Consider the following 26,094-nt stretch of genomic DNA (forward strand, 5'->3'; position numbering starts at 1 on the left):
AACAACCGCACCGGAGCTTCCGGAAGCGGTCGTTCTATTGTAGAGATAACTGTAGTGGTGCAGCCGAGTGGCGTAACACGGCAGACGATAAGCCAGTTTCAGTTGGGGATTAATGCTTGCTTCTGGCATACCCAGCAAGTCCCCTTGCATTTCCCGCACTCCCTGCTCTTTCTGCTCTCCTTGCACTTCCTACACTTCCTGCATTCTCTGCATTCTCTGCATTCCCTGCACTACCGCTCTTCCTGCACTTCCTACAATTCCCGCACCTACCACACTTCCCACCCCACTCGCGCTCCCCACCTCCCGCATTTCCCCATTTTTGCCGAAGTCCCAACCCTCCCCCACAAGGTCTGCATACACTGCATTATCAAACAGCCGGAGGTGATCATCTTGTACGAATACGGACATTGCCACAAGAAATCCCGTCGCCATCACAAGAAAGTGAAAGTGGTTGTATTGAAACCAGGTCAGAAAGCAATTGTCATCAGCAAAAAACACAAAAACCACCACAGAAAATACTGGTAGTCATTTTCAGGCTGGTAAGCAGCGAAGGCCCTTATGAAGGGCCTTCGTCGTCTTACTTTTATCACTAGAATAGAGGACAAGCCCTCACCTGCTGCCGCACGCACCGGCTTACTCCCCCGAGAGCACGCATGTCCCCGCTGCCTGGTTGCGGCCGCTGCTCTTGGCCTTGTAGAGCTGCTTGTCCGCCGCTTCCACCAGGGTGCGGATGTCCATTCCCGCCGCAGGAACCGCGCAGGCCGCTCCCGTACTGATGGTTACATAGTCCGTCACTTCGGACTCCCGATGAGGAAGCCGGCGTTCTCTTACATCCTCGCACAACTCTTCTGCTGTCTCCATCACCAGAGATAGCTCATATCCCGGCAAAATAACAGCGAATTCCTCACCCCCATAACGGCTGAGTATCGCTGAACTCTCCTTGTGTTCGAGCGAAGCTCTTAGCGTCTGGGCCACTTCCCTCAGGCATTCATCACCTTGCAGATGCCCATAGGTATCATTGTATTTCTTGAAGTAGTCCACATCAATGAGCAAGATTGCGAGTGGCAGCCCTTCTGCCTTGCATTTCTCGAACTGCCTGGAGAGGTGCTCGTCGAAGTACCTCCGGTTATATACGCCAGTCAGACCGTCAATAACAGACCATTCTCTCAGCTGAAGATTGAGCTCTTCCAGCTTCCTGTTGCTCTCGGCAAGCTCCAGTGTCCGTTCCCGCACCTTGATATCCAGGCTGTCATTTACTAGAACCAATTCCTCCGCAAGCTGCTCCGTCTTGTTGAACGCCAGCGACAGCTTCTTGGATAGAACGAGGGAGAAGCAGAAAGTGAATACGGCAACCCCGATTGTATTGGAACTGGCTTCCGAAGTGTTGAGAATATTGCTGAATATATCAAACACTATAACTATAGCGAATATAATATAACCTACCAAGGCAAAGTGAGCGCCTTCCCGGTTACGCAGAACCGCCCATATTAAGACGAACAAGGCGTAGATTGTTGCGGACATCGCCAGAATCTGATAGTACAGCAAGAAATGATAATAGAAGCTTGCAGGAGTTAATAGGGTAACCACCGTGTATAAGGCTGCCACAACCGTAAGAAATTTCACGAATATTTTGGAGAATTCATACGGGAACAGCTTTCTGAAGAACATCGCAAGCACCGGAACTCCGGCATACAGACAGATATATTCGATCCTCAAGGTCAGCCGCCAAGGGAACTCCGGAAATATCTTCGTCAAGAATACCTCGTCTACAGTTAGACTTCGCACTGCTACAATTAAGCAGAACGCACCAAAATACAGCAGAGAGGCATCCTTTCTGCGAAATAATGCAAGCCCGATATGATAAACCCCAGCCATTGCGACAATCCCTAGAAGGATGGAGGTGAAGACTGTCTTTCTGTCATGACTTGCTCCAATCTCGGCAGCCGGCCCGTAACGAATCGGTTCCCACATGCCTCCGGTGAAATTGTCATAATTGGAAATCTGAATAATGACCTCCACCTGGTCGGAATTAGGCTGAAAATAAAACTCACGGGTTGTCTTTTGCGGCACACTAGTCTTCGAATCTGCTCCTACTCTGCCGCTAACCGCGGCCAAGCGGCCATCCACCCATACTTTATAGTTCGAATACATAATCGGAATCAGAAGGCCCTTCGTCTCTTCGGGCTCGTCCACCTTCAGAGTCAGCCGATAGGTGGCATAGCCCATTCCGGGAAGCTGCTTACCATCCAAGATGAAGTCGCTCCAGATGCTCGGCATCATCATATGCCCTGTCAACCGGGGTGCCTCTGTTCTGAAGTCAGCTGGCTCAAGCAGCTGATTCCAATATAATTCATACAGCCCCCGAAGCTCGGTGAGCTGGTTATTTGTATCTCCTGCACGGACATCAAGCACCGCGGGTCTGCTCTGAACGGGAGTTACTGATTCACCAATCCGCAGACTACAGCCGGTTGCCAACAGCGTGCTGATTAGCATAATCATACCTAGTCTTAATATCATAAGCTGATCTCCCTTAGGGACATTCTATGTTGAATTTTCAAAAACCTCTTCTATTATTATCGTCTGCTACTGCCGCCTAGTGTAGATGGTGACCACGATTAATGTGCAATAAGCAAAAACAGACCCGCATCCCCGAGGATACAGGCCTTATTTGGGTGTGGATGTACGGATCATTTGACTGATTCTGCGCTTGTACACCCGATCTCCCTGACGTATACAACAAAAGGACGCCTTCAGCGCCCTTCACAGCAAATATCTTATCCGTGTCCTCTACGGCCGGTTCATTTATACAACTAGAAATACAGCCGCCTGGTCACACTGCGAGCACTTCACTGGCGGATCCCAATCCGAGAATTCCGTCTCCTTCAAGTCAACGATATCAGGGGCATCCTCAAATTCGTCCACGAACATATCAATCGCCAGTTCAACATGATCTTTGCATACTACGTACATAAGCTAAAGCGCATCCTTTCTATGCTGCAATCTCCATTTGGTCTGTCAAGGGAACTTAGTCCCTCTACTTAAGTTCTACCACACTCCCGGGCAAAAGAAAACCGCATCCGCATAGAATGAGCTCTTGAGCGCTCGGATTATCTTGATTATACCCCTGTGCGTCACATAATCGGAGGCAAAACCGGCCTCATTAGCTCCTCCAACCCGCACCGCACAGTTCCCAGTGCGCGGTGTCTCGCTGCATGACGGCGGCCGGTCAACCACAGTTCTGAGCCTCACCTATGCCCCTACATCCTTTTACCCTGGATAATCCCCTATTCTCCTAACCCTCTGGCAGTCCCCCAGCATCCTCCGGCACTACGGCATCATGCAGCTCCGTCTCCAGCTCCTTCGCATACTGGCTCCTCTGTTCCGGTGTCCAGCCGAGGCTGTCAGCCATGTAATCCAGCACGGGAACCTTCCATCTCCGAACCATATCGATCTGGAACAAAAGAGCACCCGTACGGCGGACGAAGAAGTCCGCGGGTCTGACGGCCATCTCCTCTTCCAGCGCATAGCGGAGGGGAATGAGCACCTCAAGGGGCAGGTGGCCGGACGCCCGCTCCGCCGTCTCCTCCGATTCCGCCAATGCAAACAGACGATCCACGTTCGAGCCATACCGGGCTGCCCAGCTCGCCGCCAGCTCCCTCGGCACTCCCCGGCCTACGCCCTCTTCCGTCTTCTTCGTTATGAACGACTTGAATGGCTCAGAGCCCCCAACATGGCCGCCCGATATCGGCATATGCTTGGTGGAACAAGCCGGAAATTCCCGGTGCCCTTCTCCCTCTTCCTCTCCCTCCGCCTGAAGCTGGGCCGCCACCTTGTCCACGACCAACTCGGCCATCTTCCGGTAGCCGGTGAGCTTGCCTCCGGCAATCGTGATCAGGCCAGACTCCGACTGCCAAATTTCGTCTTTACGCGATATCTCCGACGGATTCTTGCCCTCCTCATAGATCAGGGGACGTACTCCGGCCCAGCTGGATTCAATATCCTCCGCCTTCATGTTCACCTCGGGGAACATATAGTTGATGGCATCTATCACATACTGCCGGTCTGCCACCGTCATCCGCGGACGGCTGATATCCGCCTGGTATACCGTATCGGTGGTTCCCACGTAAGTTTTGCCGTCACGCGGAATGGCGAACACCATTCTTTTATCCGGGGTATCGAAATAAATGGCTTGGCGCAGCGGGAACCGCTTCTGATCCATGACCAGGTGAATCCCCTTGGTCAGCTGCAGCATCTTGCCCTGCTTGGAATGATCCAGCTCGCGCAGCGTGTCCACCCACGGGCCTGCCGCGTTCACAACTGTGCGGGCCCGCACATCACAGACTTGGCCGCTCATCAGATCGGTGACTTGCACGCCCGCCACCGTTCCCCCGTCATAGATGAATCCCGTCACTTTCGTGTAATTCACCGCCTTGGCTCCCCGCGCCACCGCTTCCTTCAGCACCTCAATGGTTAACCGGGCATCGTCTGTCCGGTATTCCACATAATAACCGCCGCCCTGAAGGTTCGCCCGCTTCAGCAGAGGTTCCTTCTCCAGCGTCTCGGACACGGAGAGCATCTGGCGCCGTTCGCTGCGCTTCACCCCTGCCAGGAAGTCGTATACACGCAGTCCGATGGACGTGGTGAACTTCCCGAAGGTGCCGCCCTTATGAAAAGGAAGCAGCATCCACTCGGGCGTCGTCACATGCGGCCCATTCTCGTAGACGATGGCCCTCTCTCGTCCCACCTCGGCCACCACGCCAACCTCGAGCTGCTTGAGGTATCTAAGCCCGCCATGCACAAGCTTGGTTGAACGGCTGGAGGTGCCTGCAGCAAAGTCCTGCATCTCCACCAGCGCCGTCTTCATCCCGCGGGCAGCCGCATCAAGCGCTATTCCAGCTCCGGTAATCCCTCCGCCAATGACAAGCACGTCGAGTGCCTTATCCTTCACCATGGCCTGCAGCATCTGATCTCTTCCCCTGCCCGAAAATGCGGTCTTCATGCCCTCGCTCCTCCTCTGGATGGACAAAAAAGAGACCCAACTACGCCACAGCCGCTTTGGTTGGAACGACTGGGGTGCAGTGGAGTCTCTCCTGATCTCCTGATCTCCTGATCTCCTGATCTCCTGACAAATGATTAACTTGTAGTTAGATTACCATAATCATAATTACATTCCAAGCGAGATCTCCCTGCAATGATTTATTTGAACGCCATGGCGGCATGAACAGCCTTTTTCCATCCCTCATAGAGCTTATTCTTCCGCTCTTCATCCATCTTCGGCTCAAATACGCGCTCAACGCTCCACTTCTCGCAGATCTCGCCCTGGTCCTTCCAGTATCCGGTCGCAAGACCCGCCAGATATGCCGCGCCAAGTGCCGTGGTCTCATGAATGACAGGCCGCTCCACCGGCAGCCCCAGAATATCACTCTGGAATTCCATCAGGAAGTTGTTCGTCACCGCGCCGCCGTCTACCCGCAGGGTCTTGACCGGAATACCGGAATCCTGCTCCATCACGCTCAGGATGTCCTTCGTCTGATAAGCCAGCGACTCCAGCGTGGCCCGGACAAAATGCTCCTTCGTCGTGCCTCGGGTAATCCCGAACATCGCGCCTCTGACCTCGCTGTCCCAGTAGGGGCTCCCCAGCCCTACAAAAGCCGGCACCAGATACACCCCGTCGGTTGACTCGACCCGCGCCGCGTACTGCTCGCTGTCCTTGGCATGCCGGAACATGCGCAGCCCGTCGCGCAGCCACTGAATCGCGGAGCCTCCGACAAAAATACTGCCTTCCAGCGCATACTCCACCTTGCCATTGATACCCCACGCAATGGTCGTGATCAGCCCCTGCTTCGATACGACAGGCTCGGTGCCTGTGTTCATCAGCATGAAGCAGCCGGTTCCGTAGGTGGATTTGACCATGCCCTGTTCATAACACGCCTGACCGAACAAGGCCGCCTGCTGGTCCCCCGCGGCCCCAGCGATAGGCACCTGCTCACCGAAAAAGTGATAGTTCGCGGTATGTCCATATACCTCGGAAGAAGGACGGACTTCAGGCAGCATGGCCTTCGGGATATCCAGAATTTCGAGCAGCTCACCGTCCCATTTCAGTTCATGGATGTTGTACATCAGCGTCCGGGATGCATTGGAGTAGTCAGTTACATGGACGGCCCCGCCGGTCAGCTTCCAGATCAGCCAGGTGTCGATCGTGCCGAAGAGCAGCTCGCCGCGCTCCGCCCGCTCCCGGGAGCCCTCCACGTGATCTAGAATCCACTTCACCTTGGTGCCCGAGAAGTAAGCGTCGATCAGAAGACCTGTCTTCTCCCGGAACAGATCGTTAAGACCCGCCGCCTTCAATTCATCGCATATGCCCGCGGTCTGCCTGGACTGCCACACCACGGCATGATAGATCGGCACTCCGGTCTCCTTGTCCCATACCACCGTAGTCTCGCGTTGGTTCGTGATTCCGATGCCCTCAATCTGGCCCGGCTTCACCCCCGACTCGGCAAGGCAGGAGGCAATGACGGCCAGAATCGAGCTCCAGATCTCATTGGCGTTCTGCTCTACCCAGCCGGGGTGAGGGAAATACTGCGGGAATTCCTTTTGCGCCGTATAGACGATCCCGCCTTGTCTATTGAACAGAATAGCCCGGGAGCTGGTCGTACCTTGATCTAAAGACATGATATATTTCTCCATACGCGGATCCCTCCAGTAGGTTGAATTGGTTCACTGCATGTACTCCTTCAGCATTAGTTATCGATAGTCACCATCAGCTGGCATTATTCGTTACCGACCATCAGTTGGCATTATTCGGTTACCGAACATAAGCGGTCATTTAATCATTACTAGCCATCATCAGATCACCAGTCATCCATACTGACTGCCTTTATCTGCCCCCACTGCAGCTATTGTCAGGCAGCCGCCTTTCTGTTCCGGGCCGCTGAAGAGGCCTTGGTCCAGCTATATAAGCATCTAATAATATAATAAAGTGTGCGGCCATAACATACCAGAACGCCTGCAGCCATCTTCATGTCTATGTATGACCCTCTCAAGATAACAGTCCACCCCAATCCGCGCAAAAAAAGCACCCCCTCAGGAAACTTCTTAAGTTCCTGATGGAGCGCCTTGTTAGTTCACGCCTGCCTAATAGTGACCTTATTTCTGCGCCTCGGCTTCCTCAGCAGGCTTGTCGGTCAAGGTAACGGTCAGGTTCATTTCCTTACCCTCACGGTACAAGGTCACATCCATCTCTTCCCCGACCTTCTTCACCTCGTACAAATACTTGCGCAGTGACAGCGTGGATTCCACCGGCTTGTGGTCCAGCTCGGTAATCACATCGTTCAGCTTGATCCCGGCCTGCTCCGCAGGTCCGTGAGCTTCCAGAACAAGCACTCCCTCTGTGATATCGGCCGGCAGCTTCAGCTCCTTGCGCTGTTCATCGGTCAGCGGGGCATAAGGATTGTTCAGATCCAGTGAATATACCCCCAGATAAGGGCGGATTACCTTGCCATGCTCAATCAGATTATTGACGGTACGCATAACATCATCCACCGGAATCGCAAAACCAATCCCTTCAACACCCGTATCCGAAATCTTCATCGTGTTAATGCCGATCACCTGACCATTCAGGTTCACCAGGGCACCGCCGCTGTTCCCTTCGTTAATTGCCGCGTCGGTCTGAATGACTTCCTGCTCCCAATCGTACACGCCGTCCTGATTGAGAGACACCGGGATAATCCGGTTCGGATAGCTTACGATCCCGGAGGTAAGCGTATCGCCAAGTCCCAGTGGGTTCCCGATGGCAATCACGGTCTCGCCAAGACGAAGACCTTTGGAATCGCCCATCTCCGCCACCGTGCTGATGCCGTCCGCATCCATTTCCAGAACAGCCAGATCACTGACCTGATCCATACCCACAACGGTGGCCGTTCTCGACTCCCCGTCCACGGTCACGATCTCCAGATCCTTCGTATCGGTGATCACATGGGCATTCGTAATAATGTAGGCCTTGTTCTCCGCCTTCTTGAAGATCACTCCCGAGCCTAGCGCCGCATCTTCATCCAGCTGGGCCTTGGCAGACGGGTCAGCCTGGTGGTTAAGAATACTCACGACCGTAGGGCGGACCTTGGCCGCCGCCTGAACGATCCTTTCGTAGGGATCACTGTCGGTCTTATGCAGAAGACTTCCGTTCAGTGCTCCGCCTTGCATTTTGGAGGGAGGGCTTGCAATGAAGCTGTACAGCAGAACAGCAACAACCGCACTGAGTACGGAACAGATTAATGAAATCTGAAATGTGCTGAGGCTCCAGCGTTTCTTGGCTCCCGAGGACCATCTGCTGCTGTCCGTGTTCGTCCTGCGGGTCAACCGTCTTGATACTTTGGTGGAATAAAAGTCGTCGTCAAACAATCCCATGGGTGATTCTCTCCCTCCGTTGATACGCTCCCGGTACTTTCCCTATTCTTGTATTCATTCACAGTATGTGAACTGCATGATAGCTCCTTGCTCTATAACCTTGATCAGCCACGTTATCGCGGCCGCGTGGTAATTGACAATGGTGGAGGGGACTTGCTTGAATCAGGTATTCGCCTTCTCATGTTATGCCCTTTACTTAGCCATGTATGATGGCCGGACTCGCTGTGTCGCATCTTTTTTGCACCACTGAATTCGGGGCTGCTGTCCCTATGCTCTGCATTACCTGACGTAATAACCGTACATTAAGTTACTTCTCCCGCATGACTATTTTCACGAGGACAGGAATGATTTGGCTTCCAGGTGATTACACTAGTACAAGTCTCATAGATATATCCATTCTATCAAAATAAAGCACCTTATAGGAGAAATAAATTGCGGGTTTTATTGGGAGTACCAGGGCACCCGTTGTGAAGCTCTAGCTTACAGCTGGCTGTATACACCTTTTACCCGTTTTCCGGGTCATTTACCCTGTGAAAGTGCTTGTCAGGCAAAAAAATAACGCTCAAGGAGCTGATCTCATGAATCCATTGTCATCCCCTATGAACGAAGTAAATGTTATCGCCAAGCTGGCCGATCTAAAGGACGAGCACTACCAAACTGTACTTGCCCTTAGCGTCGCTATTGAATTATTGATTGAAAAGGGTATTCTCTCCCGGGAGGAGATCACGAGGAAGGCTGCGGAGCTGGATGCCTTTATGGTTCCCCCACCTTATCCCACGGTGTAGGCTGGTCATAATAGGTCCCGCAGAGCTTGAACTCGCTGTCCTTATAGAAGCACCCGCGGTCTTCCATCGCGCCCCGCACAGACAGCTTGGCCAGGTCGAGCATATTGTGCTCGCGGCTCAGGTGAGCCAGGTATGTCCGCTTCAGGCGGCCATTCATCAGCTCGCTGAGCGCCTCTCCCGAAGCCTCGTTCGACAGGTGCCCCATATCGCCCAAAATTCTGCGCTTTGTGTTCCAGGGATACCGTCCCATTCTAAGCATCTCGATATCATGGTTGGCCTCAAGCACCAGCACATCTGAATCCACAATCGTCTCTTTCACTTTATCACTGGCATAGCCAAGATCAGTTACAACACTCAGCTTGTGCCTCCCGTCCTGGAATACATAGCCCACCGGCTCCGCCGCATCGTGAGAGATTGCGAACGACTCTACCCGCAGGGATCCGAAATCACGGGCCTCCCCCGTCCCGAATATAACACGCTGGTCGTCCGCAAGCTTGCCGACACTCCGGCTCATCGCCTCCCAGGTCTTCGCATTGGCATAGACGGGAAGATTGTATTTACGGGCCACGGCACCCAGGCCCTTTATATGATCCGAATGCTCATGGGTAATGAGGATTCCGGTAAGCTGATCTCCTGTCAAATCGCGCATGCCCAGCAGCTCATCGATCCGGCGGGCGCTGAACCCCGCGTCAATCATAAGCGTAACCTGACCGTCCGTAATGACGGTGGCATTGCCGGTCGAACCGCTGGACAAGACTGTAAATTGTATTCCCATAATCCTGATTACTCCTTTATGTTCTCTGCATCCGGGCTAATCACGTCTCCGCTGCCCAGCACGTAATACTTCTCGCCGCTGCCGAGCGTGAACCGCCAGGCGGGCGCGGCAACCTGGGCATCTGAATTGAATACCTGCCCATAATAACCAAGCTCGATATCAGTAACAATCGCTTTGGGCGGCAGGAACTTGTCGATAAGGAAGCCCAGCGCCTTGGAAGCAGGCAGCACCTGCTGCATCTTCTCTTCATCCATCTCTACCACTTCAATGGCTTCCAGCCGGTAAGACAGCACCTTCTGATTGCTGTAATTCAGCTCCAGATTGATATTGAACAGCGGCCACTCCTCCAGGGCAAGCGGATGAAGAACAAATACACTGTCTCCGCTGCTCTCCTGATCATAACGATAATTGGCGATGGAAGGAATCTGGGCCTCAAGCGCACTTACAAGATCCTTGGAATTAAAGATCAGCCGGCTGTCCACAGGTTCTGCGAGCTGTACCGGCTCCTTGCTGCCCGGCTTAAGCAGCCTATAGTTAATCTTCGGCAGCGCGGGCGTCTCTGCCGGAATTTGGGCCCGCACCTGGATCTGCTTCTCTTCCATACTCCTCTGCGTACTCTCGGCCAGGGAAGTGAGATCCAGATTGGCACTCGCCTGATCCTGCTTGTCCATCCACAGCTGATAACCGAGAACCAGATTCAGCAGCAGGAACGCGTAGATCAGCACATTTTTGGCTCTGCCCCAATGCATCGTTCACCCTCCCTTTCCGGATATGGATCTACTGCAGTATTTCGCTCTCTCCATTCGCAAGCACCAGCATCCAGACGGGCGTAAGCCCAAGCCCCTCACTGGTAAGTGAAGGCCGATAGGCCGGATACAACCAGCTGACCGTCCGCTCCTGTGCAGCCGAAGCAATTAGCCCGGTCAGCTCTGCGCCGCCTGGAAGCTGCTTCTTGAATATCTTATCGGCAGCTGTTCCCTTGGTATAGATCAGGGACCGTTCATAACTGGTCACCATGCCTTGGTGCATATTCAGTCTCATCACGCCATAATGGAAGCCCTCAAGGTCCAGAATCGGCAGCGAGCGATAATACTGGTGGAACTCGGCAGTGTCCTCCCTGCGCTTGCTGTCACCGTTATATCCGGCCTCTCCCGACACTTCCATCCGGTACATCGCCCCGCTGTCCGCATCCCATCCTCCATGCTGATTCACGAAGTCGACAGCGGACAACGCGTTCTTGCCCAGGCTGTTATCCGTACCGCCTGAGGCGGCCGGATCGGTATAATTAATCCAGTTCTGATTCTGCTTGAACTGGAGGCTGCGCTTAATGTCCGTGTAGATCTCGGACCCGTCCTTCTCCCGGATATTCCGGGTAATGCTAGGGTCGGAGAACAGGCTTTTCTGCATCTGGTCTGTCGTGAACACCCCTATATCCAGAGTAACCTGGAACGCGTCCAGCTTACTGTCCGGAATATAATAACCGCTGTCCATCAAAGTATAAGAGGGTGTCCACTCCTTGCCGAAGCCGACCTGCTGGCGCACATCCTGCACCGTCAGGTCCGCATTCTTCGCCTCGTAGACCGTGCCTCCCTGCGAGCTGAAGAAGAACGCCCGCACCTTGTCCTCATTCTTCACATTATAGATGAGAATCCGGTTGATCGTCTCCTCTTGAAGCAGCGGGTCATTCGAGATCTGCATGACCTTCTGCAGCAGGGCCACCGGCACCCCGTTTCCATAGCGAAGCTCAATCCCCTCATTCTGCTGGCGGATCGTATTCCAATTGGTGCCTGCGGCATCATAACGCTGGAATCCATCGAATAACCGGCCCTGCAGACGGGTATGGATCAGCTTATAGAAGGTGGAGCCCGGATAGAAAAGGGTATGCTTCTCTTCACCCATATGAAGGATCATCTCGGAAGGGAAGACCAGCTCTTCCGCCTTAAGCTCAGTCCCCATATTCTCGGTCTTCACGTAATCGTTCTCTGACTTCACCACCGGATCATTCCCGGGCAGCCGGTAGATAAGGAAGTAACTCTGCACAAGACTGCAGACGATAAGCAGCATCAAGACGGTAGATTTAACGGTCTCCTTCACCGCTTAAGGCCCCCTTTCATCTCAACCGGCAGCGTAAAGGTTACTTTGGTTCCCTTGCCAAGCTCGGATTCGAGGGAGATCGTTCCTCCGTGCGCTTTTACAATTTCCCGGGCAATGGATAATCCAAGTCCTGTGCCTCCCATATTGCGGGAGCGTGCCTTGTCCACCCGGTAGAACCGCTCGAAGATCCGGTCCAGATCCTTCTTCGGAATTCCGATTCCCGTATCCTCGACCGAGATGGCAAGCATCCCTTCGTCTGTGAGATCCGCCCGAATTGTAATCGAGCCTCCCGAGGTGTACTTCATCGCGTTCGAGATCAGATTATCAAGCACCTGGTCGATCTGGTCACGGTCGAGCCATACCTCACGTACACCCTCTCCCGCCTGAACACGAATATCAATACCCTTCTCCTGCATTTGAAAAGAAAACCGGTCTGCAACCTCGTCCAGCATCTCGTTAATCTCTGTCTGCTGCATGCGCAGCGGCGATTCCTTGGAATCCAGCCGGGACAGGTGCAGCAGGTCGGTGACCAGGCGGATCATCCGCTCGGTCTCATTCTGGATCACGCCGACGAAGCGCGGCGCAAGCTCCTGATTCTGCAGCGCGCCGTCTTCGAGCGCTTCCGTATAGCTCTTGATCGTCGTCAGCGGTGTCCGAAGCTCATGCGACACATTCGCGACGAATTCGCGGCGGGACGCCTCGAGCTTCTCCTGCTCCGTGACGTCCTGCAGCACGGCAATCGTGCCGATAATGCCGAATTCCCGCCGGTGAATCGGCGTGAACGTCACCCGCACCAAGGAGGTGCCGCCCTCCGGCGTGGCGATCTCCAGCAGCTCTGTCGGCATGCTGCCTTGGGCGAAGGCCATGCGCCCATCCTGGGAGAGGCTCAGCAGACTCTGAATGCTGGTCCCGAGCTTGTCCTCGCCCTCCGTGAACAGCATCGCGCTGGCTCTGCGGTTCATCAGAATGACCGTGCCGACTTCATCGGTCGCGATCACCCCGTCACTCATATTCGTAAGGATGGAAGCCAGCTTCTCCTTCTCCTCTTCGTTCTGGGCCAGCGCATCCCGCAGCCGGCTGGTCATATAGTTGAACGCCTTGCTCAGCTGCCCGATCTCGTCATTGCCGAGCACCGGGACCTTCTGGTAGAGCTGGCCCTCGGCCACCGCAGTCGCCCGCCGGGTCAGCTCTTTGATCGGCGAAGTAATCGTATGGGCCAGAATAACGCCAAGAATGGCGGTCAGGCCGAGCGCGAGCAGAATCCCGGAGATGAAGATGCTGTTAATCCGGTCCATCGTGGCATACAGCTCGCTCATAGAGGCTGCAATATAGATGGCGCCGACAATCTTGCCGTCATTTACGACAGGCCTCGCCACTACCTTCTTGCGGACATTATCATCATCGATAATATATTCCTCGTTGTCCTCAATGCCCTGCAGAGCCATGCTGACAACGGTCTGGGTATTCTTGCGGCCTACATAATCCGTATGAGACCACTTGGAGGTCTTAAGCACCTTGCCGCTGGGGTCAAGCACCTGGATCTCCGCTCCGGTCTGGTTGAACAGGTTATCTACGAGCACACCCAGATTGTCCAGCTTGTCTTCCCGCGATTCCGCGGTCCCCGCCGCCCCCAGGTTCTGTGCCGCGAGTACTGACAGCAGCTCGGCCCTCGCCTTCAGCTCCTGAGTAAAGTTGCTGGTAAGGGAGTTTTTCATCGCACTGACGAAATAAACCCCGATCAACTGCATCGCGATCAGGATTAATAAGACGTAGATAATGATTAATTTGGCTTGAATCGTCCGGAAAAAGGCGGGCAGCTTCAGCTTCAACTCAAGCTTCATGCTAAAGCCCACCCGTCTTCGAGCTGCGCATCAGATAGCCGAGGCCCCGGCGGGTCAGAATATACTCCGGCTTGCTTGGATCGTCCTCAATCTTCTCCCGGAGACGCCGGATGGTGACATCCACCGTACGCACATCCCCGAAATATTCGAACCCCCATACCGCCTGCAGCAGATGTTCCCGGGTCATCACTTTACCGGCATTGCGCGCCATATAAAAGACAAGCTCGTACTCCCGGTGAGTCAGATCAAGCGGCTCCCCGCTCTTATATACCGTATACATATCTGTATCTATGAACAGATCGAACAACTGGAATCCCTGCTTGCCGGCATCACTCCCGGCTGTCTCCTCCGGCTTGCTCTGGCGGCGGCGCATCTGGGCCTTCACCCTGGCAAGCAGCTCGCGGGTGCTGAACGGCTTGGTCACGTAATCATCGGCACCCAGCTCCAGACCCAGCACCTTATCAATCTCGCCGTCTTTGGCGGTTAGCATAATGATCGGAGTCTCCAGCTTCGCGCGCACCTCCCGGCACACGTCCATGCCATCCTTGCCGGGAAGCATCAGATCGAGCAGAATCAGATCCGGAAGCTCTGACAGTGCAAGCTCTACCGCACTGATCCCATCGAAGGCAAGGATAACCTGATAACCCTCTTTTTCTAAATTGAACTTCAATATATCCGCAATGGGCTGTTCATCGTCAACCACTAGAATTTTCCCTTGCATTCTCTCTTGTCCCCCATATTATCAGGCCTGACATTCATACTCCTTCTATTTTAACATACCTGAACCGCTCCATCCCAACTGGTATTAAAAATAACCTGAAAGCACCATACCCCCTTCCATTCTCCCATTCAGCAACCCAAAAAGAGCACCCCGAACACGTCTGTCCATGTTCGGAGTGCCCTTGTACCAGTCCCTTGTATAAGACGCAGTTAGTAGATTGACATGGAGGGGAGGCGTAATGAAGGGGAAGCTAGCTGCGTCTTATATCAGCCTAAATATTTGATCGGATTCTGCACCGACCCGTTCTTATGAATCTCGAAATGAAGATGAATGCCAAAGGAATGGCCGGTATCTCCCATGATGCCAATGTGTTCACCGCGTCCCACCTTGTCGCCCCGGTTCACATCAATTTGGCTCAAGTGTCCGTACAGTGTCTCATATCCGTTGCCGTGGTTAATGACAACACAGTTCCCGTACCCGCTCTTCACCCCTGCAAAGCTGACTGTACCCCCATCTGCGGCCAAGATGCTGTAATTGGAGGAGATCAGGTCAATGCCCTTGTGCAGCTTGTTCCAGCGTTCACCGAATGTGCTGGTAATGGAATGGGCCGTGACCGGCCAGGCGAACCGGCCGGAACCCGAGGTGCTGACAGCCTTCGTCCCTTGAAGAACAACCTTGGGCCGGGAAGGCGTCATGACCTTTTGACTTAAGAACTGCTTCTGGACTACTTGCCCATTTTCCTTCACAACCCGGAATGACATTACCTTTCTGCCGCTCACCCCCGGCGAGACGACTTTGGTAACTCCTTTACGAAGCTGATTGGTCTTCCGAACCTCAACCTCGGGACTCGTCACCGCTTCCTTGGCGATGCTCTCCACCGTCTTCACGGTGAGGACAGGCTCAGTTGCTGGCAGCTTCAGACTCTCATCAATCTGCAGAGCCTTCTCCTTAATACCTGGATTTAGGCTCATGAGTTCCTTGCGGCTGATCCCCGACTGCCCTGCGATAGAGCTGAAGGTATCCCCAGGCTTGACCTTGTAGGTCACCGTCTTCTCTTGGCCCCGTGTCAGCAGCCTCAATGCTTCTTCGGTCGACAATACCTTCGCCGGATCAGTCTCTACTTGACTCTGATCAATCTTCTCTACGAATGCGGCAGATTCAAGACGTTCCTGAGGCTGAGACGAAGCCTTCTTAGCCCTTCCGGGTGAGTATGAAGCATGTACAATCTTGTTAGCAAAAGCGGGCTTTGATTCCGGTATGTACCTGTTCTTCACTTGGCTAAGTACGAATGCTGCAGCAGCCTTGTCCTTCACAATGCCAATGACCTTCCCGTCCACCTTCAGTTCTACACCCACAGCGGTAGGCTTCAGAAGCTGGCCGAGCCTCGCAATGGCCGTATCCTGGTCAACCTCGGCCTTATAGGCCTTCTCGTATACCGCCTGAATCTGATCTGTATCAAGCTCTATGTTAGCATCTGGATATTTAAGCTTGTATTCGGCCTGCTTGCGGTGATACAGCTTCGTAAGCTCTTCCTTATGACGAACGGTGCCTACTTCCTGTCCGTCCTTATATACGCGATAGTAAGGGATTGTATTCGCCTCGACATACTGCTGTCCGGCCCAGAACAGACTCCCTGCAGCCAGCAGGCCTCCCGCCGCGGTGATGATGCTTAAGCGCAATTTCGATTTTGGATTGGAACCTTTCATGATGTTCTCCTTTTTCATGGTTGTTTAAAAGGTTTCAAAATTTTAACCTTTATGACACTTAATAACCTTAACATACCCCAAACTATCATTTCAACTCTGGTAAAATAACTAAAAACCCGCTTATAACGCGGGATTTCCCTATATGCCTCATATTGGCGGGGTTAGGTTATTGGTGACAAATTTGTTATTATTACCATGAACCCGCCTATTCCCCCAGGATTTTCATCATCTTTGCATATTCGCTTTTGTCCAGATATTTGGACATGATCTGCTGGATCTGGATCATTTCGGTCTCAGTAAGCCCGTCCTCCAGAGAAGCTGTGATCGATTGCATTTCCTTTTGCGGCAGCTTAGTCATCAGGATCTGGAAGATATCCTCCTTGTCCTTATCCGGCAGTTCCTGTTTTTTTGCGGCCAGATCATCAGGTGTGACCACAATATTCTCTCTCGTGCCGGAAGAGGCCGATGACTCTTCTGCAGCCTCGCTACCCATAACGGGCAGGGCATTGTCAGGGACATTTCTCTTGTCCTTCTCATCTGCGGGATGACCACTCGGGTTCTCATTTTTATAATCCGATCCTTTGGAAGTATGATCGGCCTCCTCAGCTCCTGGAGTACTGCTGGCCTTGCCGGATTCGCTGCTCTCCACTGAGGATGCACTGCTTTTATTGTCCCCGGCTGCCTTATTTCCATTCATAATTCCGGTAGTCTGACTCACGCTTGTCTCATCTGGCTCTGCCTTGGCCCCGGTTCCCAGGCCCACAGCTCCCTTAAGCAGGCCTCCAAAGCCCGAAGGCTGGCCCTCCCACTTGATATTTAGACTCGTTAATAGGGACTGTACATACGCATTCACAACATATCCGGTTGTGAGCAGGGTTAGCCCGCTAATCAGCACCGTCCCGAGTACGATCATGGCGGTCCTCGTTAACCATTTCAATCTAGCTCCCTCCTTAACTCTCGCATTCTATGCAGCACATTATCTACTGACCAGTATTGCCGGATTTCGGTGACTTTCTACTTCTTCGCACGAAAAAAAAGCCCCTTTCCGTAGAAAGAGGCTTCTTGTATCCTGAAGATTTATTCGTAAATTGGCAGAACTTGATTCGTCTGATTCCGGTTACGGCCTACCGAGAAGATAGCAATCGGAATCCCTGTCAGCTCGGATACCCGTTTCACATAGTTGCGTGTTGTCTCTGGAAGGTCTTCCAGCGTCTTCGCACCTGTAATATCCTCAGACCAGCCTGGAAGCTCCTCATAGACCGCTTCGCATTCAGCCAGCATCTTCAGACTTGCAGGGTAGTGAGTGATCACCTCACCGCGGTATTTGTACCCGGTGCAGATCTTCACCGTCTCAAGTCCAGTCAGAACGTCCAGGGAGTTCAGGGACAAGCCAGTCAGACCGCTCACACGGCGGGCATGGCGAACCACGACGCTATCGAACCAGCCCACACGGCGCGGACGGCCTGTTACCGTTCCATACTCATGGCCGGTCTCGCGGATCAGATCCCCAACTTCATCATGAAGCTCTGTAGGGAAAGGACCATCACCAACCCGGGTAGTGTAGGACTTGGCCACACCAATAACCTGCTGGATCTTGGAAGGGCCTACGCCCGAACCAATACATACACCGCCCGCGGACGGGTTGGACGAGGTCACGAATGGATAAGTACCTTGGTCGATATCCAGCATCACACCCTGCGCACCCTCGAACAGGACCTTACGGTTCTCATCAATCGCATCGTTAAGAACCACGGATGTATCTGTAACATATGGACGAACGAATTCAGCATACTCCAGATACTGCTTAAGAATCTCTTCCACATCAAGCGGGTCTCCGCCGTATACCTGCTGGATGATATGGTTCTTCTCTTTGACCAGATGGCGAAGCTTGAGCTCGAACTCTTCCGCATCAAGCAGATCCGCGATCCGAATACCGTTACGCGCCGCTTTGTCCATGTATGCCGGGCCAATCCCTTTGCGCGTTGTACCAATCTTGTTCGGTCCTTTGCGGTCCTCTTCAAGAGCATCCAGAACCATATGATACGGCAGGATGACATGCGCACGGTCGCTGATCTTCAGATTCTTGGTGCTGAATCCGTTCTCGTGAATATATGTGATCTCCTGAATCAAAGCTTCCGGATTAATAACCATTCCGTTCCCGATGACACAGATCTTATCTTCGTAGAAAACACCGGATGGAATCAAGCTCAGTTTGTACTTCTTGCCATCAATCAGTATAGTATGACCGGCGTTGTTACCGCCTTGATAACGGGCCACCACATCAGCGCTCTCCGCCAGATAATCCGTGATTTTGCCTTTGCCTTCGTCCCCCCATTGTGTTCCCACAACGACTACTGTTGACATGTACATTCCCCCGTCGGTGCACTCACGCACCTTTATTTTCATTCAAAATAGACGCCTTGTCAGCCTCCATGGATCGATCATTCACAGGCCTCTATCCATATCGCTTCTCGAACGTCTTCGACTGTATACATTATGCGTTCCATTACTGCCCAAAGCAGCAATACAAGTGTACCAGTCTGCTTTTTTAAAGTCAAATCAAAAACGAACAATCCTACACCCCCGTGCAGAATTGTTCGGAATATACCTGGTTATAGGAAGAATGAGTGCATTCGTTCGAATCTGTTATCCCGCAAAAGGATCCGCATGAGCCCGCTCATAATTCGCGAACTTATTATAATTCTTCAAGAATACCAGCTCCACAGTGCCAACCGGACCGTTACGCTGCTTGGCAATAATGATCTCAATAATATTCTTCTTCTCTGTCTCTTGGTTATAGTAATCATCCCGGTATAAGAAGGCAACGATATCGGCATCCTGCTCAATGGAACCGGATTCCCGAAGGTCAGACATCATAGGACGCTTGTCCTGACGCTGCTCCACACCCCGGCTGAGCTGGGACAGTGCGATAACCGGCACTTCAAGCTCACGGGCAATCTGCTTAAGCGTACGGGATATTTCGGATACTTCCTGCTGACGGTTCTCGCCCGCCTTCCCCCGCCCGTGAATAAGCTGCAGGTAGTCAATGACGATCATGCCAAGCCCGCGCTCTTTCTTGAGACGGCGGCATTTGGCGCGGATATCAGCCACGGTAACCCCTGGCGTATCATCAATATAGATCTCCGCTTCAGAGAGCGCCGCGATGCCCATCGTCAGCTTCGACCAGTCATCATCACTCTTGAAGTCGCCTGTCCGCATGACCCCCGCATCCAGGTTCGCTTCCGCACAGATCATCCGCTGTACAAGCTGTGCCGCGGACATCTCCAGACTGAAGATCGCTACGGTCTCTTTGCTGCGCACGGCTGCATTCTGCGCGATATTCAGGGCGAATGCCGTCTTACCTACGGAAGGACGCGCCGCCACAATAATCAAGTCATTGCGCTGGAAGCCGGAGGTCATCCTGTCCAGATCGGCGAATCCCGAGGAGACCCCGGTTGTTGTTCCTTTGTTCTGGTGCAGCACCTCCACGCGCTCGAACACTTCCATAAGCACATCGCGGATGGCTATAAAGCCGCTGCCGGATCTTCCGTTGGAGATCTCCAGTATCTTGCGTTCCGCGTCACTCAGCATCCCGCCCACATCATCGCCGTTCGTATAGCCGTCACTTACGATCTGGGTCGCGGTGCGAATGAGCCGCCGAAGCATCGATTTCTCTTCTATAATTCGGGCATAATAATCCACGTTCGCCGCTGTCGGCACGGCATGGGCTAATCTGGCCAAGTGACTGACCCCGCCAATCTCCTCCAGCTCGCCTTTATCCTGCAGGCGGGAGGTCAGCGTGATCAGGTCAATAGGCTGGTTCGCCTCGCCAAGCTCGATCATGGTCTCATAGATCATCTGATGTGACTTATCGTAGAAATCCTCGGTACGCACCCGTTCCATCGCTGTAATCAGCGCTTCGGACTGGAGCAGAATGGCACCGAGAACTGCCTGTTCTGCTTCTAGGTTCTGAGGAGGAATTCGATCGACAAATAACTCTGCGCCCATCATGCCCATGTCATTCCTCCGTCACTTGGACCTTAAGCGTTGTCTTCACTTCAGGATGAAGCTTCACAGTAACCTGCGTTACGCCGAGTGTACGGATCGGATCGTTCAGTTCGATCTTCCGCTTATCAAGCTTCACGCCAAGCCCCTGCATGGCTTCCGCAATCTGCTTGCTGGTGATCGCTCCGAACAGACGGCCGCCCTCGCCGGATTTGGCCTTAAGCTCCACTTTCATCTCTTCAAGCTTCTTGCCAAGCTCTATAGCCTCTTCCTTCTCCTGCTGCTTACGCTTAAGCTCTGCTGCGGATTGGTTCTCCAGTGTCTTCACATTGCCTTGGGTGGCCGGCTTCACAAGACCTTTAGGCAGCAGGAAGTTCTGTGCGTACCCTTCCGATACTTCCTTTACCTGTCCCTTTTTACCTTGTCCCTTAACATCCTGCAAGAATATTACTTTCATTCAAATAACCCCTCTTCCTTTTCGATTTCATCTAGTACTTCCAGCAGCCTCTTCTCGGCTTCCGCCTGTGAGCATTCCAGCTGAGCGGCCGCGTTCGTCAGATGTCCCCCGCCGCCTAGCCGCTCCATCACGACCTGCACATTCATGGTACCCAGCGATCTTGCGCTGATGCCGATCATGCCATCAGGCCGGCTGCTTATCACAAAGGAGGCCAGCACGTTCGTCATATTCAGCAGCGTATCAGCCACTTGGGCGATGAGCAGCTGCGGTATTTTGCGATTCGGCTCGGTTACGGCAAGCGCGATATGCCCATGAATCATACGGGCATGCTTGATGATCTCCGCCTTCTCGATATACTCCTGCAGATCCTCCTTCAGGATGCGCTGCACCATTACCGTATCTGCGCCGTTACGCCGCAGGAAGCCAGCAGCCTCGAAAGTCCGCGACCCGGTATGAAGCGCGAAGTGCTTCGTATCCACGGTAATCCCGGCCAGCAGCGAAGTAGCCTCGAGCGGGCTGAGCTCAACTTTCTCGTGAATGTACTGAAGCAGCTCGGTCACCAGCTCACAGGCTGATGAAGCATAAGGCTCCAGATACACGAGGACTGCATCATTGATAAATTCCTCGCCGCGGCGGTGGTGATCAACAATAACCACCCGGCGCGCTTCTTCCACCAATCGGGGCTCCATAGTCATGGAAGCCTTATGGGTGTCAACAATAATAAGCAGCGTATTCTCTGTCATCAGCGCCATGGCCTGATCCGGGCTGATGAACCTCCGCTTCAGGGCATCGTCCTTCTCAATCCGTTCCATAATGCGTTCAATCGCCGGATTGACCCCGTCCAGCACAATATGCGCTTCGACATTGTACATATCTGCCGCCTTGAGGACTCCGATCGAGGCTCCAATTACGTCCAGGTCCGGTACTCTATGGCCCATGATGATCACGCGGTCGCTCTCCTGCATGAGATCCCGCAGCGCATGCGCGATAACACGCGCCCGGACCCGTGTGCGTTTCTCCACCGCCGTGGTCTTGCCTCCATAGAAGCTCAATCTCTGCCCGGACTTCACAGCGGCCTGGTCGCCTCCGCGGCCAAGCGCCATATCCAGACTCGATTGGGCCAGCTCTCCAAGCTCACTGATACTGCCAGCCCCAAAGGCAAGCCCGATACTCAGCGTCATCGGCACTTTCAGGTCAGCCGTCATCTCCCGGACCTCATCCAGAATCACGAACCGGCTCTGCTCAAGCTCCTTAAGGGAGAGATGATTGAACATCATCAAATAGCGTTCGGATGACAGCCGGCGCAGATATACCTTATGCTGCTTAGCCCAGGCTGTAAGGGACGAAGCGACCCTCGCAATCAGCGCGGCCCGCTGCTGGTCATCCATCCCCTGGGAAGCCTCGTCGAGGTTATCCAGCATGATAATGCCCAGCGCAAGCCGTTCATCCTCATATTTCTCCCGCAGAACAGCCAGCTCGGTCATGTCATGAATATAAATAAGCCGCTCATCCGCTTGTATCGTAAGTTCATAGTTACGCTCATTAATAACGACTTCCACCGTAGAACGGTTGTGGTCGCCCTCGCGCTTGTCTCTGGACAACTGGGGCAGCGGAGGCAGCAGCTCGGTGAGTGGCTGTCCTACCACGGTCCCCCGGCTGAACATGCCAGCCACGAAGCGGTTGTGCCATTCAACCGTCTTATCTTCCGAATACAGCATAACTCCGAAAGGGAGACGGCTGATGGCTTCGCCCTCCACTCTCTTGATCCGGAAGGTCAGTTCCGTAATATACTGAACCATCTCCATCCGGAATCTGCGCTCTGCTTGCAGCATTACATAAGCCAGCGCTCCTACCATACACATACTTACCAGACCCAGAACCCAATTGTAATAGGATACGAAAATGACAAGCAGCAGCATGAGCATGAACGCCCACACGGTCTGATAGCCGTACCAGCGCTTTTGCAATAAATTAGGCATGCCTTCTCACCCTATCGTCTTGATCTAGTAACCATATCCCGCAGTGGAAATGCAATGTCAAACAAACCGATAATCCAGAGAGGACGGATAAAGAGAATCGCGATTGTCAGCAGGATTGGAATCGTCAGATTCCATTTCTTCACGTGAGCCAGATAGAAGAAGAATCCCGCAGCCTGAATCATGAAGCCGAATTGGAGCAGCGGCATCAGATTGAGGAGCACCGTTCCCAGGAACCCGTCTCTTGCGGCAGTCCCCGCGAACAGCTGAATAATAAGTCCGATACAGTAATACCAGACCAGGGACCGCGGCAGCTTAAGCTCCCGGAACGGCTTCATCTTGGGTGTAATCTGGCCCAGACTGCCCAAGGTTGGCCTTGTAATTGCATGCGTTACTGTCGCCATAGCTAGTGAAGTTACCGTCATTGTAAATGGAATCATTCTCACGGTCAGGTCAGACAGCAGCTCCGTCTTCTCTTCCGACCAATTCAGACTGGTTGCCAGGTTGCTGCCTGTCATGTCACGCAGCGGACTCGCGGCAGAGTTGATAATATTCTCAATAGTCTGAGCGAGATTAAAGTCAAAGAACACCGTACTGACAAGCAGCAGTAGAATAAATTCCCCCAATATGGCAGCCGCTCCAACGAGAAGGGTCCGCATAGCGGGAGCCCGTTTCTTGTACATATGACCCATAGCGATAGATGGAACAAGGAAATACAGTGGCAGCAGTATGAAATAAGGGCCTAATAAAAACGACAAGAGCAATAGTACAGGTACAACGTGCAGAATAAATGAAGTTCTCGACAAGGTCGTGTACAAGATCACGCCAGGCACCAGAAGGAACAGAACCGTGACTACAGTCAGCGGGGTTACCAGAGATAGCAGGAGCAAGAAGTAGACTACGCTCCAGGCCGCAGATGTCCAGTGAAATTTCAAAAGGTTCACCTCTTACGCATATGTTCTTCCAATGCGGAAATATCTTGATACCAATCTTCAAGCTGATGGCCTTCCTGCTTATGCCTTCTCAGCTTCTCCATAATACTCTCATCCAAATCACGGAATGAGATCCCAAGCCGCCGTCCGAGGATATATCCACTGACGATCAGACTGGCCAGACTGTCCGTTATCCGGGTCGTGCTGCCTTCCCACAGAGCTTTGAATAGACGGGACACGTGATCAACCACTTCGGTTTTCAGCCATTCAATGACTTTGGCCCTCTTGGCCACATCCATTTCTTTATGCATGGTAGACCGATCACACTCTCTCTCCTAGAAAAAGCTTTATTCTCCATTATAGCATAAATCCCATTTCTCCACCTAAGCCCTGAATCACAAGGCAGCTAGGTCTACCCGCTCCTATTGTCCCGGTGCAATCTCACTTCGGGATACGAATCTCTCGCAATATTCTATAATCTGACTCCGCCTTACAATCCCGATGAACCGGTTCATATCATCCACCACCGGGACAAAGTTCTGCACCTTGGCCAGGTTGATCAGATCCTCCATGTCTTCATCTATAGAGACGGGTTTGTTATCCACCCGAAGCGGAATGTCTTTGAGCAGGAACCTGTTAGCGTTCTCGAAGGTCACCTTGCCTTTGGAATTCTTCATGTACCAGAGCAGATCCCCTTCGGTGACAGTACCGACATATACGCCGGTCTTGTCAATGATAGGCACAGCCGTGTACCGGTGATATTCCATGCGTTCCAAAGTCTGCCTGAGAGTTGAATCCAGGGTTACCGAGACAACGTCGCTTTTTGGAAGCAAAAAAAATGCAATATTCATTTCAGAAATAATCCTCCTCTATCCTTCCTCACCCATGAGAAAGTATAAGTCCCCTATTGGTACGTATCAGGCCGGACATTGTTCCACCCAGGCGAAAAAATCGGCAGCCGGTACTCCGGACTGCCGAATAGATGTCTAACTAGCTCATATACAGAATGGATACAGTCCTGGAGCCGCTTCTGTATATATTATGGCATCTCAAGAACAATCATTCAATTACTTGCTTCTCGGGGAGCAGAAGCTGTGCATCTGTCGTATCTGGACTCGACCAGCTGTCGATCAGCTTCTCCGCATATTCCACATCTTCCTTGTTCGCCAGATCATAGAACACATTATTGATGCGGGTTCCCTTGCCCATAATCGTGTAGCTATAGATCTGCGGCGGGTTCTCCCCCGTCAGCAGCTGTTTGGCAAGGTCAATGATATTATTCGGGACAATATCCGTCTTGAAGTTGGCACCCGCAATGTCCATAAGCTCAGGAATCTTGGATACCTGGTCAAGCTGAAGCACCCTGCTAACCATCGCATTCAGGAAGACTTGATGTCTCTTAGTCCGGTTAAAGTCGCTATCCTCGCGGTAGCGTACGAAGTTCAGCGCGTCCTTACCATTATAGATCGGCTGTCCCGCTTTAATTGTGAACTTCTCATGGTCCTTGTTCTTATTCACAATGTCCTTGGCAATTGGCAGCTCTACGCCTCCAAGCGCGTCGACTACGTCACGAAGCCCCTCGAAATTAATGGCGGCATAATACTCCGCCTGATGCCCGAGGAAAGCTTCCACCGTATCTTTGGACATCTTCTCTCCGCCAAAAGCATAAGCGTGATTGATCTTATCCTTCTTGTTCCTGCCGACAATCTCCGTATAAGTGTCTCTCGGGATCGAGATAAGCAGAACTTTACCTTCCTTAGGACGTATCACAGCATAGATCATCGTGTCCGAACGGGAAGGCTCATTATCCCGCTGGTCCACACCGAGCAGCAGTGCGGAGAACGGCTTGGTCTGGTATACCACCGGCTTCGGCTGCTCTCCCTTGAGGGGTGCATACGACTTCTGGAGCTTCTTCTCCACATGGTCAGATAAAAATATATCGAAAGCCATAATAGCCAGCGGTTTCCTATATACATATATACCCGCACCGAGAACAGCAGCAACAAGGAGAACAATTCCCCAGGTTCTTAACCTGTTCTTCTTCTTGGGCTTCTTAATTCTTGTTAATCTCTGATCCTTCATAACCCTGCCTCCAATTATATGCCGCTAGAGGACCCTGTTAGTCCTCATCTATATGTCGTACATGTCTGTCCGATGCCTGTTCCCTACCCGGACAGCCATGATTATCGTTGTAACTTATGGACTTAACTCATCGTCATAACTACATTCTCTCGCAGCATGTATTTAGCAGCATAATTCCGCTTGCCGGGCCCCCTTCCACATTGCCGCCAATAGTGTGTAACATGCAAGAGCTTCAATTCTTTTCTTCGTTAATAGAATTCTATTGTTCATTGTACCTACTAGAAAACGCCAAAACACTACAAAAAGGTTAAAATCCT

At 52.7% G+C, this 26,094-nt stretch carries 22 protein-coding genes; 1 reads left to right on the forward strand and 21 read right to left on the reverse strand.

Annotated features, from left to right (window positions below):
- Positions 1-189 precede the first annotated feature (189 nt).
- From LDO05_RS18570 to LDO05_RS18595, 6 genes are all read right to left on the reverse strand, one after another.
- On the reverse strand, positions 190-432 hold the full coding sequence (locus tag LDO05_RS18570; RefSeq protein WP_251376785.1) for a hypothetical protein: 243 nt from the start codon (positions 430-432) through the stop codon (positions 190-192).
- Positions 433-633: 201 nt separating this feature from the next.
- Complete coding sequence (locus LDO05_RS18575; RefSeq protein WP_251376786.1) at positions 634-2,517, reverse strand: sensor domain-containing diguanylate cyclase; 1,884 nt, start codon at positions 2,515-2,517, stop codon at positions 634-636.
- Between the two features lie 285 nt (positions 2,518-2,802).
- Positions 2,803-2,970: a CxxH/CxxC protein gene (locus tag LDO05_RS18580; RefSeq protein ID WP_068621573.1), complete on the reverse strand. Its 168-nt coding sequence runs from the start codon at positions 2,968-2,970 to the stop codon at positions 2,803-2,805.
- Between the two features lie 322 nt (positions 2,971-3,292).
- On the reverse strand, positions 3,293-4,999 hold the full coding sequence (locus LDO05_RS18585) for a glycerol-3-phosphate dehydrogenase/oxidase (RefSeq protein WP_251376787.1): 1,707 nt from the start codon (positions 4,997-4,999) through the stop codon (positions 3,293-3,295).
- Between the two features lie 197 nt (positions 5,000-5,196).
- Positions 5,197-6,687: a glycerol kinase GlpK gene (gene glpK, locus LDO05_RS18590; protein WP_251376788.1), complete on the reverse strand. Its 1,491-nt coding sequence runs from the start codon at positions 6,685-6,687 to the stop codon at positions 5,197-5,199.
- Positions 6,688-7,146: 459 nt separating this feature from the next.
- The gene (locus tag LDO05_RS18595) at positions 7,147-8,403 is read right to left on the reverse strand and encodes a S1C family serine protease (protein WP_251376789.1); all 1,257 of its coding nucleotides are present in this window, start codon (positions 8,401-8,403) and stop codon (positions 7,147-7,149) included.
- A 578-nt stretch (positions 8,404-8,981) separates the two neighbouring features.
- Between LDO05_RS18595 and LDO05_RS18600 the strand changes: the two genes are divergently transcribed.
- Complete coding sequence (locus LDO05_RS18600) at positions 8,982-9,188, forward strand: hypothetical protein (protein WP_251376790.1); 207 nt, start codon at positions 8,982-8,984, stop codon at positions 9,186-9,188.
- Here LDO05_RS18600 and LDO05_RS18605 read toward each other — a convergent pair.
- The 15 genes from LDO05_RS18605 to LDO05_RS18675 all read right to left on the reverse strand — a co-directional run bounded on the left by LDO05_RS18605 (position 9,157) and on the right by LDO05_RS18675 (position 25,777).
- On the reverse strand, positions 9,157-9,963 hold the full coding sequence (locus LDO05_RS18605; RefSeq protein ID WP_251376791.1) for an MBL fold metallo-hydrolase: 807 nt from the start codon (positions 9,961-9,963) through the stop codon (positions 9,157-9,159). The genes LDO05_RS18600 and LDO05_RS18605 overlap by 32 nt on opposite strands.
- An 8-nt stretch (positions 9,964-9,971) precedes the next feature.
- Positions 9,972-10,712: a two-component system regulatory protein YycI gene (yycI, locus tag LDO05_RS18610; RefSeq protein WP_251376792.1), complete on the reverse strand. Its 741-nt coding sequence runs from the start codon at positions 10,710-10,712 to the stop codon at positions 9,972-9,974.
- 28 nt (positions 10,713-10,740) lie between these two features.
- Positions 10,741-12,057 (reverse strand): YycH family regulatory protein, encoded by a 1,317-nt coding sequence (locus LDO05_RS18615; protein WP_251376793.1) that lies wholly within the window; start codon positions 12,055-12,057, stop codon positions 10,741-10,743.
- Positions 12,054-13,898, reverse strand: coding sequence for a cell wall metabolism sensor histidine kinase WalK (gene walK / locus LDO05_RS18620; RefSeq protein WP_481857004.1), 1,845 nt, complete (start codon positions 13,896-13,898; stop codon positions 12,054-12,056). Before walK ends, LDO05_RS18615 begins: the two co-directional genes overlap by 4 nt.
- 1 nt (position 13,899) lies before the next feature.
- A complete protein-coding gene (gene yycF / locus LDO05_RS18625) occupies positions 13,900-14,619 on the reverse strand; it encodes a response regulator YycF (RefSeq protein WP_251376794.1) in 720 nt (239 codons plus the stop codon).
- A gap of 266 nt (positions 14,620-14,885) precedes the next feature.
- Positions 14,886-16,325: a peptidoglycan DD-metalloendopeptidase family protein gene (locus LDO05_RS18630; protein ID WP_251376795.1), complete on the reverse strand. Its 1,440-nt coding sequence runs from the start codon at positions 16,323-16,325 to the stop codon at positions 14,886-14,888.
- Positions 16,326-16,530: 205 nt separating this feature from the next.
- Entirely contained in the window at positions 16,531-17,262 is a 732-nt protein-coding gene (locus tag LDO05_RS18635; RefSeq protein ID WP_251376796.1) for a hypothetical protein, read from the reverse strand.
- Between the two features lie 140 nt (positions 17,263-17,402).
- A complete protein-coding gene (locus tag LDO05_RS18640) occupies positions 17,403-18,689 on the reverse strand; it encodes an adenylosuccinate synthase (protein WP_251376797.1) in 1,287 nt (428 codons plus the stop codon).
- Between the two features lie 282 nt (positions 18,690-18,971).
- Positions 18,972-20,333: a replicative DNA helicase gene (gene dnaB / locus LDO05_RS18645; RefSeq protein ID WP_251378788.1), complete on the reverse strand. Its 1,362-nt coding sequence runs from the start codon at positions 20,331-20,333 to the stop codon at positions 18,972-18,974.
- 10 nt (positions 20,334-20,343) lie between these two features.
- A complete protein-coding gene (rplI, locus tag LDO05_RS18650; RefSeq protein WP_251376798.1) occupies positions 20,344-20,787 on the reverse strand; it encodes a 50S ribosomal protein L9 in 444 nt (147 codons plus the stop codon).
- The gene (locus tag LDO05_RS18655; RefSeq protein WP_251376799.1) at positions 20,784-22,766 is read right to left on the reverse strand and encodes a DHH family phosphoesterase; all 1,983 of its coding nucleotides are present in this window, start codon (positions 22,764-22,766) and stop codon (positions 20,784-20,786) included. The genes rplI and LDO05_RS18655 overlap by 4 nt, the downstream gene beginning before the upstream one ends.
- A gap of 11 nt (positions 22,767-22,777) precedes the next feature.
- A complete protein-coding gene (locus tag LDO05_RS18660) occupies positions 22,778-23,698 on the reverse strand; it encodes a DUF2232 domain-containing protein (protein WP_251376800.1) in 921 nt (306 codons plus the stop codon).
- 5 nt (positions 23,699-23,703) lie between these two features.
- Positions 23,704-24,006 (reverse strand): MazG-like family protein, encoded by a 303-nt coding sequence (locus LDO05_RS18665; protein ID WP_251376801.1) that lies wholly within the window; start codon positions 24,004-24,006, stop codon positions 23,704-23,706.
- A gap of 111 nt (positions 24,007-24,117) precedes the next feature.
- Positions 24,118-24,546, reverse strand: coding sequence for a CBS domain-containing protein (locus tag LDO05_RS18670; protein ID WP_251376802.1), 429 nt, complete (start codon positions 24,544-24,546; stop codon positions 24,118-24,120).
- 208 nt (positions 24,547-24,754) lie between these two features.
- Positions 24,755-25,777 carry an LCP family protein gene (locus LDO05_RS18675; RefSeq protein WP_251376803.1) on the reverse strand — a complete coding sequence of 341 codons (1,023 nt, stop codon included), beginning with the start codon at positions 25,775-25,777 and terminating at the stop codon, positions 24,755-24,757.
- Between the last annotated feature and the right edge of the window lie 317 nt (positions 25,778-26,094).

This window comes from Paenibacillus sp. YPG26, from assembly GCF_023704175.1.
Lineage (GTDB): Bacteria > Bacillota > Bacilli > Paenibacillales > Paenibacillaceae > Fontibacillus.

Bases quoted from the DNA above. Each gene is read 5' to 3' on its own strand.
- LDO05_RS18570 (WP_251376785.1), bottom strand. From the start codon at position 432: ATGGCGACGGGATTTCTTGTGGCAATGTCCGTATTCGTACAAGATGAT.
- LDO05_RS18575 (WP_251376786.1), bottom strand. From the start codon at position 2,517: ATGATATTAAGACTAGGTATGATTATGCTAATCAGCACGCTGTTGGCA.
- LDO05_RS18580 (WP_068621573.1), bottom strand. From the start codon at position 2,970: ATGTACGTAGTATGCAAAGATCATGTTGAACTGGCGATTGATATGTTC.
- LDO05_RS18585 (WP_251376787.1), bottom strand. From the start codon at position 4,999: ATGAAGACCGCATTTTCGGGCAGGGGAAGAGATCAGATGCTGCAGGCC.
- glpK (WP_251376788.1), bottom strand. From the start codon at position 6,687: ATGGAGAAATATATCATGTCTTTAGATCAAGGTACGACCAGCTCCCGG.
- LDO05_RS18595 (WP_251376789.1), bottom strand. From the start codon at position 8,403: ATGGGATTGTTTGACGACGACTTTTATTCCACCAAAGTATCAAGACGG.
- LDO05_RS18600 (WP_251376790.1), top strand. From the start codon at position 8,982: ATGAATCCATTGTCATCCCCTATGAACGAAGTAAATGTTATCGCCAAG.
- LDO05_RS18605 (WP_251376791.1), bottom strand. From the start codon at position 9,963: ATGGGAATACAATTTACAGTCTTGTCCAGCGGTTCGACCGGCAATGCC.
- yycI (WP_251376792.1), bottom strand. From the start codon at position 10,712: ATGCATTGGGGCAGAGCCAAAAATGTGCTGATCTACGCGTTCCTGCTG.
- walK (WP_481857004.1), bottom strand. From the start codon at position 13,898: ATGAAGCTTGAGTTGAAGCTGAAGCTGCCCGCCTTTTTCCGGACGATT.
- yycF (WP_251376794.1), bottom strand. From the start codon at position 14,619: ATGCAAGGGAAAATTCTAGTGGTTGACGATGAACAGCCCATTGCGGAT.
- LDO05_RS18630 (WP_251376795.1), bottom strand. From the start codon at position 16,325: ATGAAAGGTTCCAATCCAAAATCGAAATTGCGCTTAAGCATCATCACC.
- LDO05_RS18640 (WP_251376797.1), bottom strand. From the start codon at position 18,689: ATGTCAACAGTAGTCGTTGTGGGAACACAATGGGGGGACGAAGGCAAA.
- dnaB (WP_251378788.1), bottom strand. From the start codon at position 20,333: ATGGGCGCAGAGTTATTTGTCGATCGAATTCCTCCTCAGAACCTAGAA.
- rplI (WP_251376798.1), bottom strand. From the start codon at position 20,787: ATGAAAGTAATATTCTTGCAGGATGTTAAGGGACAAGGTAAAAAGGGA.
- LDO05_RS18655 (WP_251376799.1), bottom strand. From the start codon at position 22,766: ATGCCTAATTTATTGCAAAAGCGCTGGTACGGCTATCAGACCGTGTGG.
- LDO05_RS18665 (WP_251376801.1), bottom strand. From the start codon at position 24,006: ATGCATAAAGAAATGGATGTGGCCAAGAGGGCCAAAGTCATTGAATGG.
- LDO05_RS18670 (WP_251376802.1), bottom strand. From the start codon at position 24,546: ATGAATATTGCATTTTTTTTGCTTCCAAAAAGCGACGTTGTCTCGGTA.
- LDO05_RS18675 (WP_251376803.1), bottom strand. From the start codon at position 25,777: ATGAAGGATCAGAGATTAACAAGAATTAAGAAGCCCAAGAAGAAGAAC.